Source organism: Microvirga splendida (genome assembly GCF_016427565.1).
Classification (GTDB): Bacteria; Pseudomonadota; Alphaproteobacteria; order Rhizobiales; family Beijerinckiaceae; genus Microvirga; species Microvirga splendida.
The window spans coordinates 1-13,182 of record NZ_JAELXT010000029.1; the positions used below are offsets into that span (position 1 = coordinate 1).

Consider the following 13,182-nt stretch of genomic DNA (forward strand, 5'->3'; position numbering starts at 1 on the left):
CATCCTGGCCAATGCACTCTTGCGAGATCAGCGAAACTGGTCCCCAAAACCCGCTTGATCAAGACGGATACTCTAGCGTCATCAACCTGAGACAGGTCCATGCGATGCCCCGGTGATTCCAAGGGGGACCTCGCATGGACACGCTCACCGACACCACAATTCCGGCCCGCGATGCACACTTTCATAACAATTGGCGTCGCACCCTGGAGCCGATGCAGAGGGGAACCCACGTGACCGGTCTGATGCAAGGAAAGCGCGGCCTCATCATGGGCGTCGCGAACGACCATTCCATCGCCTGGGGCATCGCCAAGGCCCTGTCGCAGCACGGGGCGGAGCTCGCCTTCACCTACCAGGGCGAGGCGCTGGGCAAGCGCGTGACCCCGCTGGCGCAGTCGCTCGGCTCCAACCTGGTCATTCCCTGCGACGTGGAGGATCTCGCCTCCGTGGACGCGGTGTTCGACACCCTCGACAAGCAGTGGGACGGGCTGGACTTCGTGGTCCACGCCATCGGCTTCTCCGACAAGTCGCAGCTCAAGGGCCCTTACGTGGACGTCACCACCCGGGAGAACTTCTCCCGCACCATGGTGATCTCCTGCTTCTCCTTCACGGAGATCGCCCAGCGCGCGGCCAAGCGCATGAAGAAGGGCGGCTCGCTCCTGACGCTGACCTATGGCGGCTCCACCCGGGTCATGCCGAACTACAACGTGATGGGCGTGGCCAAGGCGGCCCTCGAGGCCAGCGTGCGCTACATCGCCAACGATCTCGGCCCCGAGGGCATCCGCTGCAACGCCATCTCGGCCGGCCCTGTGCGGACGCTCGCGGGCGCGGGCATCGCCGATGCGCGCCTCATGTTCACCTACCAGAAGGCCCATTCGCCCCTGCGCCAGAACATCACCATCGAGGACGTGGGCGGCTCGGCCCTCTACCTGCTCTCCGACCTCTCCGGCGGCGTGACGGGCGAGATCCACTACGTGGATTCCGGCTACAACATCATCTCCATGCCACGCCCCGAGGTGCTCAAGGCCCAGGACGCCGCCGGCGTAACGGGCGAGGAAGGCTAGTCCTTCACCTCGTCGTAGGACAGGGCCCATCCCGAGCCGGTGAAGCAGCACCGTCCGGGCGGGGCGGGTTCGCGCCAGATCAGGCTGCGCACGAATTCCATCCCGCCGCCCTCGAAGGCGGCCTGCAGCGCCTGCCGCTCCTCTCCCGGCTGCGCCAGCTGCCCTTCCGCGCAGACGAAGGACACGTGGCCGAGCCATTGCACGGCAAGGCCATCCCTCTTGCGTGTCACGCACAGTCCCGCGCCGTAAAGCGAGTGCCTCCCTCCCCCCGGGCTCGGCTTCGGCTGGGGAACGCCGAGGGGAAAGATGAGCCGGCCGTCGAGATTGAGGCGCTCGATCCACGCCTCGGCCGGTCGCCCGACGGCGAAATTCACGTAAACGGCATCCACATCCTCGCGCGGCCATTCGGCGCCGTCGCCCTGGACGACGGTGACATTGGGCAGGTCCGCCAGATTGTCCCGGGCGCGCTCGGCGAGAACGGGATCGAACTCGACGGCGAGCACATGCCCGCTTGCGCCGACAAGATGGGCCAGCAGCGCCGTGTAGTAGCCGGTTCCCGCACCGATATGAGCCACGCGCGCACCCTCGCGCAGGGACAGAACATGCAGGCAGCGGGCATGAAGGGACGGGCTGCCGTTGTTGACGCCCTTGTCGGACGCGAGGGCGAAGAGCACATCCTGATAGAGCACCGCCGGGTCGTGCGATGCGACGGTCTCGTAGCCTCTTAGCCCGCGCGACATCAGCCACGGCGGCGCGCCGAGGAAGCGTTCGCGTGGAACGACAGCAATCGCCTCCTCGAGCCTGGGGTCGTCTGCGATGCCTGAGAGCGTGAGAATCTGCTTGGCGTAGGCGCGTCGAATCACGGCCAGTTCGGTCTGGCTGAAAACGGAACTCATCGGGCATTCCTCGTCTGTCGCGGCGATTGTCGGCGCAAGCGGGGCCAAGTGCAAAGCTTAAGTGCAACTGAGTAGCCGATGGTCGTGTCAGGCCCGGTCTTCACGAGTGTGCGAGACGGCGGAGCTTGGCCTTGCCATCGCCATGATCGGCCGGCACGAGGGGCCTCCCTCCAGACGAGTCGCCCTGCATGATCCTCTCGCGCCGCACCCTTCTCGCCGGTCTTGCCGCCTCGAGCGCCGGACTTCCCGCCTTCGCGCAATCCGCCCCGGAGCCGCAGCTCGTTCCCATCGAGCTGGTGGAGGATACGCTCGCCCTGCCCTCCGCCGTGCGCCTCGGCCACAAGCACGGCGACGTGATCATGATCGAGTATTTCGACTACAACTGCCCGTGGTGCAAACGCTCGGCCGGGGACTTGGCGGCCCTGCTGAAGGCGGAGCCGGACCTCTCCTACGTGCTGGTGAATTTCGCCGTGCTCGGCGTGCCCTCGGTGACGGCCCACAAGGCGGCGCTCGCCTATCTCCAGCTCCACGGCCCCGAACGCTACCTCGACCTGCATCTCGCCCTGTTCCGCCTGCGCGGCACGGTGGACGGCAACCGGGTGCTCTCGGAGGCCGAGCGCCTCGGCGGCGACCGTGCGCGCCTGGAGGATGCCGCCAATGCCGAGCGCACCGCGCAGTGGATGAAGGACACGCTCAAGATCGGCGATTCCCTTGGCTTCGTCGCCACCCCGTCCTTCCTGGTCGCCACGCAATCCTACGCGGGCGGCATGACGCTTGCTCAGAAGCGCGAGGCGATTGCGCAGGCGAGGGGCTGATCGATCATTTCGCTAATACGCTCTCCGGTGTCATTCCCGGCCGGAGCGTCAGTGGAGGGGAAGGGAATCCACACAACCCCTCCACCCTATGGATCCCCTTCCCTCGCTACGCTTGGCCTGAGGATGACACAGCGCAGCACATTTTCAGCAGGCGTTAAGGGGAAAGTTGCACGAGACGAAGCGAACCGGCTAAGCCTCAGGGCGCATGTCGCTCATCCGCTCCTCCCTTCTGGTCGGCCTCGGCTCCGTCGCGTCGCGCATCCTCGGCTTCGCGCGCGACGTGCTGTTCGCGCAGGCCCTGGGCGCAGGTCCGGTGGCGGATGCGTTTCTGGCGGCCTTCCGCCTGCCGAACCTCGTGCGCCGCATTCTCGGCGAGGGCGGGCTCAACCCGGTGCTCGTGCCGGCCTTGAGCCGCGTGGAAGTGGACGAAGGAGCCAAGCTGGCGGGCGATGCGCTTAGCGCCTTCGCCCTTGCGCTGCTGGCGCTCACGGGACTGGTGGAGATCGGCGCGGGCCTCATTGCCCTCCTCCTCGCGCCGGGCCTGCACGATGATGGTGGGACGCTGGCGCTGGTCGCGCTCTACACCCGCCTGTCCTTTCCCATCGTGATCTGCGTGACGCTCGCGTCCATGGCTGCTGCCGTTCTCAACTGGCGCGGGCGCTTTACCGCAACGGCGCTTGCACCTCTTGCCGTCAATGGCGGGCTGATCCTGACGCTCGTCGCACTCGAGAGCGGCTTCGATCTTCCTCTGGCCCAAAAGGCCGCATGGCTTGCCGCCGCGTCGAGCCTCGCCGGGCTGGTCCAGCTCGGCATCGTGGCCGCAGCGCTCCTGCAGGGCAGGCCGCGCCTCATCCATTTTCGCCGACCGCGCCGGTCGCCTTTCCTGAAGAGCCTGCTGGCGGCCGGGCTTCCCGTGCTCGCCGCCAGCGGCGCGGTGCAGATCTACTTTCTGGCCGCCACCCAGATCGCATCCTTTTGGCCCTCCGGGATCTCCTGGCTCTACTATGCCGAGCGGGTGATGCAGCTGCCGCTGGGCCTCATGGCGGGTTTGAGCGCGAGCCTCCTCCTGCCGGAACTTGCCCGGCGCCATCAGGCAGGTGAACGCCAGGCCCTCGTGACGGCGCAGAACCGGGCGTTGGAGGTGGCGCTGCTGCTCGCCCTGCCGGCCGCCGCCGCCCTGTTCATCCTCGCCCGCCCCATCAGCACGGTTCTGTTCGAGCGTGGCGCCTTCGCGTCCGCGGATGCCGAGGGCACCGCCCTGGTGCTCATGGCCCTGAGCTTAGGGATGCCCTTCGCCACATTGGCGAAGGTTTTGAGCCAGACCCTCTTCGCCTGCGGTTCGCTGCGCGCCGCCCTTGCCGCGGCGGGCCTCGGCCTCATCGTGACGATTGCCTCCTCCCTCCTCCTCGCCTGGCCTTTCGGCTCGACCGGGATCGCCCTGGGCGTCAGCCTCGGCTGCCTCGCACATGCGGGCGCGGTGATCCTGGGGCTGCACCGATTCGGCCTCTGGTCGCCCGGCCGCCGGAGCCTGAGCCGCCTGGTACGCACGGCGGTCGCCACCCTCGTCATGAGCCTGGGTCTCCTGGGCGCCGGAAGCGCCCTGCCCGGGACGGATGCCTCCGTGCTGGCGGCGCTCTGCCTCGGCGGCCTGGCCCTCTATGCGCTCGCCGCCCTTGCGACCGGCGCCGTCACCCGCGACGATTGGGCCTCTCTCACGAAAAAACCGTGAGGGCCCTTGCATCGCGGCGCGGCCCTGTCATAACCCGCGCCGCAGAGTAGCACTGGAAAGGGCTGGGGCAGCGCGCGGGTCATCCGGCTCGCCTGCGCGCCCCGTGGGAGTTCAAGGCGATGGCGCAGTTCAAGGAGCTGGTGTTCTCGGGCGTTCAGCCCACCGGAAACCTTCATCTCGGGAATTATCTCGGCGCCATCAAGCGCTTCGTGGCCATGCAGGAGACGCACGACTGCATCTATTGCGTCGTGGATATGCACGCGATCACGGTGCCGCAGAACCCCGCCGACCTCACCCGCCAGATCCGGGAAGTGACGGCAGCCTTCCTCGCCGCCGGCATCGACCCGAAGCGCCACATCGTCTTCAACCAGTCCCAGGTGCCCCAGCACGCGGAGCTCGCCTGGGTGTTCAACTGCGTCGCGCGGCTGGGCTGGCTCAACCGCATGACCCAGTTCAAGGACAAGGCCGGCAAGGACCGGGAGAACGCGTCTGTCGGCCTCTACGCCTATCCGAGCCTGATGGCGGCCGACATCCTGGTCTATCGCGCCACCCACGTGCCGGTGGGCGAGGATCAGAAGCAGCATCTGGAGCTGACCCGCGACATCGCCCAGAAGTTCAACAACGACTGGGCCGAGTCGATTGCCGCGCACGGCTTCGGCGATGCCTTCTTCCCGCTCACCGAGCCGATGATCCAGGGCCCGGCCACCCGTGTCATGTCGCTGCGCGACGGCTCGAAGAAGATGTCGAAGTCGGACCCGTCCGACTACTCGCGCATCAACCTCACGGACGATGCCGACACCATCGCCCAGAAGGTGCGCAAGGCGAAGACCGATCCCGAGCCGCTGCCTTCCGAGGTCGAGGGCCTGAAGGCCCGGCCCGAGGCCGAGAACCTCGTGGCGATCTACGCGGCGCTGATGGACATCACCCCGGAAGAGGTGCTGCGCCAGCATGGCGGCGCGCAGTTCTCCGGCTTCAAGGCGGCGCTCGTGGACGTGGCGGTGACGAGGCTCTCGCCGGTCGCCGACGAGATGCGCCGCCTCATGGCCGATCCCGGCCACATCGATGCGGTGCTGGCGGACGGCTCGGCCCGCGCCCGCGCTCTTGCGTCCGTCACCATGGATGCGGTCAAGGACATCGTGGGTTTCGTGCGCTCCCGCTAATCGCATGCGCTGTTTAAAAGAGCGGCATGCGACCGGCTTGCCCTTGACGCAAAGGCAGGGCAGCATCCGGGTTCATCAGGAGAGCGTGCCGTGAGCGACAAGCGCCGATCCTACGAATCGGGCCACCGCCCGAAATTCATGGTGGTGGTCGACAAGACCCCGGAATGCGCCCGGGCGGTGCACTTCGCCTCCCGCCGCGCGGCCCGCACGGGCGCCAGCATGGTAATGCTCGCGGTGGTCGACCCGCCCGACGATTTCGAGTGGATCGGCGTGGGCGAGGCCATGATCGAGGAGGCGAGCGAGGAGGCCCAGAAGCTCCTCGATGCCGCCGCCCGCGAGGCCCGCAACGCGGCGGGCGTGGAGCCCGAGCAGACCATCCGCGTCGGCAGCCGGTCCGACGAGATCATGAAGCTCATCCAGGAGGACGAGGACATCTCCTTCCTGGTGCTCGGCGCCGGCAGCGGCAAGGAGGGCCCAGGCCCGCTGGTCTCGACCCTGGGCGGGCGCGCCGCCGCCTCCTTTCCGGTCCCCATCGTCATCGTGCCCGGCGGATTGTCGGACGAGGAGATCGACGCGCTCGCAGGGTGATCCCGATGCTTGATTCCGGCTACTGCCCCTGGCCGAGGGAATAGCCGGGGGTGCCGTCAAAGGTGAAGAGGTGCTCCGTCTTCACGAACTCCACCCCGGCCGAGGCCAGGCGGCCGAGAAGCTGCGCCAGGGTGGCCTTGTTGGGCATCTTGCCCGGATGCGCCTCGAAGCGGCAACGCCAATGGTCCGTGCAGAAGGTTTCGGGCAGGCCCTCGGGCCACACCTTCACGCCGCGGTTGGTGATCAGCTTCAGCGCCACGAGGCCGTCCTCGGCGCCCTTCAGGCGCGCGGCCAGGTCGTCCGGCGTGCCGCGCCATTCCACGAACACATCGATGCCGACAAGCTCCTTGCGGGCAGGCGCCTTGCGCTCGTAGGCCGGGATCGGGATCGCGCCCTGCGACGCGTCGTAATGCGCGGGCTTGAGCCTCTTCGGGCTCTCGCCGACCCGGTCGATCACCGCGTCCGCGAAGGCCTGCGTCCCCACCTGCTTCGTGGACCCGGCCGGGGTGTAGATGTCGGCCGTGTGGATGCCGTCCTCGATGGTGGTGAGCCAGGCATTGTGCAGGCGCTGCGCGGCCTCCGCCTGGCCCACATGCTGCAGCATCATCACGCCGGCGAGGATGAGCCCCGACGGGTTCGCGATGCCCTGGCCGGCAATGTCGGGCGCGGAGCCGTGGATCGCCTCGAACATCGCCCCATGGGCGCCGATATTGGCGGAGCCCGCGAGGCCAACCGAGCCTGCGACCTCGGCTGCAATGTCGGAGACGATGTCGCCGTAGAGGTTGGGCGTCACGATCACGTCGAAGCGCTCGGGCGAATCGGCCAGCCGCGCCGCGCCGATATCGATGATCATGTGCCGCTTCTCGATCTCGGGATACTCGGCCCCGATCTCGTCGAACACCTTGTGGAAGAGCCCATCCGTCAGCTTCATGATGTTGTCCTTCGTGAAGCAGGTGACGCTCCGGCGGCCGGAGGCGCGGGCATAGTCGAAGGCATAGCGCACGATGCGCTCGGTGCCGGGCCGGGAGATCAGCTTGAGGCACTGGTAGACCTCGTCGGTCTGCCGGTGCTCGATGCCGGCATAGAGATCCTCCTCGTTCTCCCGCACGATGACCACGTCCATGGCCGGGTGCTTCGTCGCCACGAAAGGCGCATAGGCCTGGGTCGGGCGCACATTGGCGAAGAGGCCGAGCCCCTTGCGGATCGTCACGTTCAGGCTCTTGAAGCCGCCGCCCTGCGGGGTGGTGATCGGCGCCTTGAAGAACAGCCCCGTGCGCCGCAGGCTGTCCCAGGCCTCGGGCGCGATGCCGGCGGAGAGACCCCGGCGGTAGACCTTCTCGCCGATCTCGATCTCCTCGATGGCAAGCTTTGCTCCGGCGGCCTCAAGGACGCGCAGGGCCGCATCCATGATCTCCGGTCCGACGCCGTCGCCGTGGGCGACGGTGACCGGCGTGGCCGTGGGGAGGGTGACGAAGGTCCGGGTTCCGGGGTGAAAGTTCATGATGATCTCCGCGTTGGTGCCAAGACCATGAGGGAGACCTCACCTTTGTTGAAATAAATAATAAATCTTGTTATCATTGTATTTCGCAATGGTGATGTCATGCTGCCGCGTCTCGACTTCGATCTCCTGCGGACCTTCGTGACCGTCGCGGAAACCGGGAACCTGACCCGGGCCGGGGAGCGGCTGCTGCTGAGCCAGCCGACGGTGAGCCTCCAGATCAAGCGCCTCGAGGAACAGCTCGGCTGCGCCCTGATGGAGCGCACCCCGCGCAGCCTGTCCCTCACCTCCGAGGGCGAGACCCTGCTGTCCTATGCCCGTCGCATCCTGTCCCTCACCGACGAGGCGGTGGCGCGTCTGGTCGAGCCCACCATGCAGGGCCTGGTGCGGCTGGGAACGCCGGAGGATTTCGCCACCACCCACCTATCCGGGGTGCTGGCCCGGTTCGCGGAGGCCCACCCGAACGTGGCCCTGGAGGTGACCACCGACCTCACCCTCAACCTCATCGAGCGCTTCAAGGAGGGCGAGTTCGACCTCGTCCTCATCAAGCGTGAGCCCATGGGGCCGACCGATGGGGTGCGGGTCTGGCGCGAGCCCCTGGTCTGGGCCTCGACCCGGCCCGATCCCTTCGAGCGAGGCGGGCCGCTCCCGCTCGTGGTCTCGCCGCACCCTTGCGTCTATCGCAAGCGGGCAACCCATGCCCTCGACCGGGCGGGGCGGCCCTGGCGGATCGCCTACACGTCCACGTCCCTGGCGGGCGCCCAGGCCGCCGTGCGGGCGGGCCTGGGGCTGACGGTCCTGCCCAAGGAGATGGTGCCGGAGGATTTCTTCATCATCGACACGGCGGCCGGCGCGCCCGACCTGTCCGACACCGAGATCGCTCTGATGAGGGTGCCGAGCCTGTCCATCCCGGCCGAGCGCCTGGCTGACCACATGGTCAGATCCCTGGAGCGGCGGGAAGGAACGGGGTCGTCACGGGCTTGGAATTCTCATAAGACGATCCACATTTCCGAGTGAACCTGTTAGAACCATTCTAAGACCCACACTCGGCCGGCCTTGAACCGGCGCAGAGGACAAATGACGATGTTTATTCAGACCGAAGCCACACCCAATCCCGCCACCCTGAAGTTCCTGCCCGGCCGCGTGGTCATGCCGGAGGGCACGTTCGAGGCCAAGACTCCCGAGCAGGGCGAAGTCTCGCCCCTGGCCGAGCGGCTCTTTGCCGTGCCGGGCGTCACCGGCGTCTTCTTCGGCTACGACTTCGTCACCGTGACGAAGGCCGATGGCGAGTGGCAGCACCTGAAGCCGGCGATCCTCGGCGCGATCATGGAGCATTTCATGACCGGCGCGCCGCTCTTCGCCAACGGCTTCGGCGCCAGCCAGGAGGACGGCGAGGAGTTCTTCGACGATGCGGACGCGGCCACCGTCGAGACCATCAAGGAGCTGCTCGACACCCGCATCCGCCCGGCAGTGGCGGGCGACGGCGGCGACATCACCTTCCGGGGCTTCAAGGACGGCACGGTCTATCTCGTGATGAAGGGCGCCTGCTCGGGCTGCCCGTCCTCGACCGCAACGCTTCGCCACGGTATCCAGAACCTGCTGCGCCACTTCCTCCCCGATGTGCGCGAGGTGCAGGCGGTCTAGGGGCCGCTCGGTTCAGGCCCGAGGCGGCGACAATCGAAGCGCGACCCTCCTGGGCCGCGCTTTTTTGTTTGGCCTGAGCCAGGACCGGCCCGGGCCGGCCCGACCCGGCCTCTCGAGGCCGCGCCGTGTCAAAATTCCGGGCAATCGACAAACCGGGTTTCCACTCCTCCCGGTCATGCTCTAAAGAAACGCCACGACCTGACGGAGACGAACGTTGCGCGTTCTTGCCATCGATACCGCCCTCGGCGCCTGCTCGGCCTGCATCGTTCAGGCCGGGGAGACCGTGCCGCTGGCCGCCGAGACCATTCCCATGGAGCGCGGCCACGCGGAGGCGCTGATGCCGCTCCTCGACCGGCTCTCCGCCCAGGTGGACGGCGGCTTCGAGAGCCTCGACCGGGTCGCGGTGACGGTCGGGCCAGGCAGCTATACGGGCCTGCGGGTCGGCATCAGCGCCGCCCGCGGCATCGGCCTTGCGGCCGGCATTCCGGTCGTGGGCGTGGCGACGCTCTCGGCCTATCTCGCCCCGCTGATGGTGGGCGACCGGCGCGGGCTTTGCACCGCCGCCATCGACGCCAAGCACGGCCATCTCTACATCCAGGCCGTCGCGCCGGGCGGACGGGCGATCATCCCGCCGGGACTGATGACCTATCGCGACGCGATCCGGCTTCTCGGCTCCGGCCCGATCATCGTGTCCGGCTCGGCCGCCCCCATGCTGGCCGCGGAGGCCCGGATGCAGGGGGTCGAGGCCCATATCGGCGACGTCTCCGGGTTTGCCGACATCGCCTGGGTGGCGCGCCTCGGGGCGCTGGCCGACCCGGCCCAGGCCCTGCCGAAGCCGCTCTATCTGCGCGATCCCGATGCCAAGCCGCAGGACGGCGCGCGGATTGCCCGGCAGTAAGAATCACTCCCAGTGAGCATCCTCGGCCGGCTCATCCCCCCGCCCGCTCCCCGTTTCGAGCCCGTGGGCACCGAGGCCGCCGCGCGGCTCGCGGCGATCCACGCCTCGGCCTTCCCGCGCCCCTGGGGCACGCTCGATTTCGAGCGCATGCTCGGGGAACGCGGCGTCATGGCCGACGGGCTCTTCCTCGGACGGTCCACGAAGCCGTCGGGCTTCGTCCTGTCGCGGATCGTGCTGGACGAGGCGGAGATCATCACGGTGGCCGTTGCCCCCGAAGCGCGCGGCAAGGGCCATGCGCGCCCGCTGCTGGCGCATCACCTCGACGCGCTCTCCCGCCGCGGCGTCGCCCGCGTGCATCTGGAGGTCGAGGAGGGCAATGCGCCCGCCATCGCCCTCTACCGCCGCGCAGGATTCGGCGAGACCGGGCGGCGCGAGGGCTACTACCGGAAGGCCGACGGCACGAAGGCTTCCGCGCTCACCATGGCGCTGGACCTATAGCCCGCTTCGCTTCTGTCCCCTATAAGCCTGCGTGAGCGCATCGTGCGGAAAAGTGGACCCGGTTTTCCGCCCGAACGATGCGCAAGTTATAAAGCTGAGCATCGGACGGGTCCCAAAAGTGGTCTCCACTTTTGGGTCCGAGGCTCAAGGAGCGTTTTCATCTTGGCCACACGCAACAGCACATCCGCCAGAACGCGCCGGTCGGACGCCATCGAGCGCGCCTGCCGCGAGAAGGGCCTGCGCATGACGGGCCAGCGCCGGATCATCGCGCAGGTGCTCGATTCGGCCGAGGACCACCCCGACGTGGTGGAACTGCATCGCCGCGCCGCGGAAGTGGACGATCGGATCTCGCTCTCCACGGTCTACCGGACCGTAAAGCTGTTCGAGACGGAGGGCATTCTCGAGCGGCTCGACTTCCGCGACGGTCGCTCGCGCTACGAGCAGGCGGCCCGCGAGCATCACGACCACCTGATCAATCTCGAGACCGGGGACGTGATCGAGTTCCGCTCCGAGGAGATCGAGGCGCTGCAGAACGAGATCGCCCGGCGGCTCGGCTACAAGGTGGTCTATCACCGGCTCGAGCTCTACGCGGTGCCGCTGGACAAGGACGACGCGTGACAAAAATCGCCGTTGTCTTGAGGCTCCTGGTGCTGGGCCTGTGCAGCCTCGTGCTCGTGCCCCTGCAGATGCTGGCCCTCCGCCTCGGCTGGTCGGCCACCCTGCACGTGCTGCCGGTGTGGTTTCATCGGGCGCTCCTGAAAATCTTCAACGTGCGCGTGATCGAGCGCGGCACCCCGCCGGGCCGGGCGGCCACCATCGTGGTGTCGAATCACGTCTCCTGGCTCGACATTCCGGTGATCGGATCGCTGCACCCGCTCTCGTTCATCGCGAAATCCGAGATCGAGGGCTGGCCCGTGGTGGGCTTCATGGCGACGCTCCAGCGCTCCGTGTTCATCGACCGCCAGCGCCGCAAGGCCACCGCCGAGGTGAACGATGCGCTCGCCCACCGGCTGGTGAAGGGCGAGGTGATCGTGCTGTTTGCCGAAGGCACCACGAGCGATGGCAACCGGCTCCTGCCCTTTCGCTCCTCCCTGGTGGGCGCGGCCCAGACGGCGCTCATGCACGACAGCGTCGAGCGCGTGCTCCTCCAGCCGCTTGCCATCACCTACACCCACCGCCACGGCCTGCCCGTGACCCGGCGCGACCGGCCTTTCATCGCCTGGTACGGCGACATGGATCTCGCGCCCCATCTCAAGATGTTCATCCGGGGCATTCCCCTCGACGTGGTGGTGACCTGGGGCGAGCCGATGCCCTTCAACGGCAGCCGCAAGCAGGCAACCGCCTTCGCCGAGGCCGAGGTGCGGCGGGCGTTGAGGGCGGCGTAAGTCGTCTCGATTAGGGCCGCATTGCCTCGGCGGCGGCCTGCACCCTCGCCTCGTCCAGCAGCCAGGCGCGAAAGGCCGCCAGCGCCGGCCGGTCGGCGGTCGCCTCGGGGCAGACGACGTAGTAGCGGTAGGCGCCCTTCACCTGATGCGGGAAGGGCTGCACCAGACGGCCCGCCTTGAGATAATCGCCGATCAGGACGCTGGTCGCGAGCGCTACACCCTGCCCGGAGGCCGCCGCCTGGAGGCAGAGATAAGTGTGGCTGAAGCGCGGGCCGCGCGACGTGTCGATGCCGTCAACGCCCAGGGTCTTCAGCCAGGTGTCCCAGGTGGTGTAGTCCGGTACGCCGCTTGCGGCCTCATGGATGAGCATATGGTGACGCAGGTCGGCGGGTTCCCTCAAGGGCCGATCCGGATGGCTGAGCAGGGCCGCGCTGCACACGGCGAAGAAGACCTCCTCCATCAGCAGGTCCGTGCGCAGGCCCGGATAGTCGCCGCGGCCGAAGCGGATCGCGATGTCCACGTCCTCGCGGGCGAAATCGGTCAGCTGCATCGAGACCGAAACCCGGACGTCGAATTCCGGATGGCGCTGCTGGAAGGAGCCGAGCCGGGGAATGAGCCAGTTCGAGGCGAGGCTCGGCATGGCGCTCACCGTGATCACATGCGAAGCCTCCGGCCGCAGGGCCTGGGCGGTGGCCTCGTCGAGCCGATCGAGGATATCGGAGAGCGAGGCGGCATAGCGCTCGCCCAAGGGCGTCAGCACCACGCCACGGCTCGGCTGGCGCAGGAAGAGCGGTCGCCCGAGCCAGGCTTCCAGCGCTTTCACCTGCTGGCCCACGGCGCTCGCCGTGACGGCGATCTCGTCGCCCGCCTTCTCGAAATTGAGGTGGCGGGCCGCGGCCTCGAAGGCGCGCAGGGCATTGAGGGGCGGCAGACGGCGGCGGGACATGGGAACCCTTGAGGTGCTTTGCCCAAGTTATACTTGGGCAAGACGCAAGAACTTCTCGTTTGCT

The 13,182-nt window shown here is 67.8% G+C and carries 14 protein-coding genes; 11 read left to right on the plus strand and 3 right to left on the minus strand.

Annotation, left to right across the window (positions count from 1 at the left end; translation table 11 throughout):
• The first annotated feature begins 230 nt into the window (after positions 1–230).
• Positions 231–1,061: an enoyl-ACP reductase FabI gene (gene fabI, locus JAO75_RS19820; protein ID WP_343234663.1), complete on the plus strand. Its 831-nt coding sequence runs from the start codon at positions 231–233 to the stop codon at positions 1,059–1,061.
• Here the strand turns inward: fabI and JAO75_RS19825 are convergent.
• Positions 1,058–1,957, minus strand: coding sequence for a protein-L-isoaspartate O-methyltransferase family protein (locus tag JAO75_RS19825; RefSeq protein WP_199050876.1), 900 nt, complete (start codon positions 1,955–1,957; stop codon positions 1,058–1,060). The two genes, fabI and JAO75_RS19825, sit on opposite strands and share 4 nt — an antisense overlap.
• Positions 1,958–2,145: 188 nt before the next feature.
• Here JAO75_RS19825 and JAO75_RS19830 point away from each other — a divergent pair, with 188 nt between their 5' ends.
• From JAO75_RS19830 to JAO75_RS19845, 4 genes are all read left to right on the plus strand, one after another.
• Complete coding sequence (locus JAO75_RS19830) at positions 2,146–2,772, plus strand: thioredoxin domain-containing protein (protein ID WP_199050877.1); 627 nt, start codon at positions 2,146–2,148, stop codon at positions 2,770–2,772.
• 205 nt (positions 2,773–2,977) lie between these two features.
• The gene (murJ, locus tag JAO75_RS19835) at positions 2,978–4,501 is read left to right on the plus strand and encodes a murein biosynthesis integral membrane protein MurJ (RefSeq protein WP_199050878.1); all 1,524 of its coding nucleotides are present in this window, start codon (positions 2,978–2,980) and stop codon (positions 4,499–4,501) included.
• 119 nt (positions 4,502–4,620) lie between these two features.
• Positions 4,621–5,661, plus strand: a complete 1,041-nt coding sequence (gene trpS / locus JAO75_RS19840; RefSeq protein ID WP_199050879.1) for a tryptophan--tRNA ligase — start codon at positions 4,621–4,623, stop codon at positions 5,659–5,661.
• Positions 5,662–5,751: 90 nt separating this feature from the next.
• The gene (locus JAO75_RS19845; RefSeq protein WP_199050880.1) at positions 5,752–6,249 is read left to right on the plus strand and encodes a universal stress protein; all 498 of its coding nucleotides are present in this window, start codon (positions 5,752–5,754) and stop codon (positions 6,247–6,249) included.
• Positions 6,250–6,268: 19 nt separating this feature from the next.
• Here JAO75_RS19845 and JAO75_RS19850 read toward each other — a convergent pair whose 3' ends face one another.
• The gene (locus tag JAO75_RS19850) at positions 6,269–7,750 is read right to left on the minus strand and encodes an NADP-dependent isocitrate dehydrogenase (RefSeq protein ID WP_199050881.1); all 1,482 of its coding nucleotides are present in this window, start codon (positions 7,748–7,750) and stop codon (positions 6,269–6,271) included.
• Positions 7,751–7,849: 99 nt separating this feature from the next.
• Here JAO75_RS19850 and JAO75_RS19855 point away from each other — a divergent pair, with 99 nt between their 5' ends.
• The 6 genes from JAO75_RS19855 to JAO75_RS19880 all read left to right on the plus strand — a co-directional run bounded on the left by JAO75_RS19855 (position 7,850) and on the right by JAO75_RS19880 (position 12,172).
• Positions 7,850–8,764: a LysR substrate-binding domain-containing protein gene (locus JAO75_RS19855; RefSeq protein ID WP_199050882.1), complete on the plus strand. Its 915-nt coding sequence runs from the start codon at positions 7,850–7,852 to the stop codon at positions 8,762–8,764.
• A 66-nt stretch (positions 8,765–8,830) separates the two neighbouring features.
• A complete protein-coding gene (locus tag JAO75_RS19860; protein WP_199050883.1) occupies positions 8,831–9,391 on the plus strand; it encodes a NifU family protein in 561 nt (186 codons plus the stop codon).
• A 214-nt stretch (positions 9,392–9,605) separates the two neighbouring features.
• Positions 9,606–10,289, plus strand: coding sequence for a tRNA (adenosine(37)-N6)-threonylcarbamoyltransferase complex dimerization subunit type 1 TsaB (gene tsaB, locus JAO75_RS19865; protein ID WP_199050884.1), 684 nt, complete (start codon positions 9,606–9,608; stop codon positions 10,287–10,289).
• A gap of 12 nt (positions 10,290–10,301) precedes the next feature.
• Positions 10,302–10,787: a GNAT family N-acetyltransferase gene (locus JAO75_RS19870; protein ID WP_199050885.1), complete on the plus strand. Its 486-nt coding sequence runs from the start codon at positions 10,302–10,304 to the stop codon at positions 10,785–10,787.
• A 162-nt stretch (positions 10,788–10,949) separates the two neighbouring features.
• On the plus strand, positions 10,950–11,405 hold the full coding sequence (locus JAO75_RS19875) for a Fur family transcriptional regulator (protein WP_281433534.1): 456 nt from the start codon (positions 10,950–10,952) through the stop codon (positions 11,403–11,405).
• The gene (locus JAO75_RS19880) at positions 11,402–12,172 is read left to right on the plus strand and encodes a 1-acyl-sn-glycerol-3-phosphate acyltransferase (protein WP_199050886.1); all 771 of its coding nucleotides are present in this window, start codon (positions 11,402–11,404) and stop codon (positions 12,170–12,172) included. Before JAO75_RS19875 ends, JAO75_RS19880 begins: the two co-directional genes overlap by 4 nt.
• A 10-nt stretch (positions 12,173–12,182) precedes the next feature.
• On the opposite strand, the gene JAO75_RS19885 is transcribed toward JAO75_RS19880, so the two are convergent.
• A complete protein-coding gene (locus JAO75_RS19885) occupies positions 12,183–13,118 on the minus strand; it encodes a transcriptional regulator GcvA (RefSeq protein ID WP_199050887.1) in 936 nt (311 codons plus the stop codon).
• Positions 13,119–13,182 lie beyond the last annotated feature (64 nt).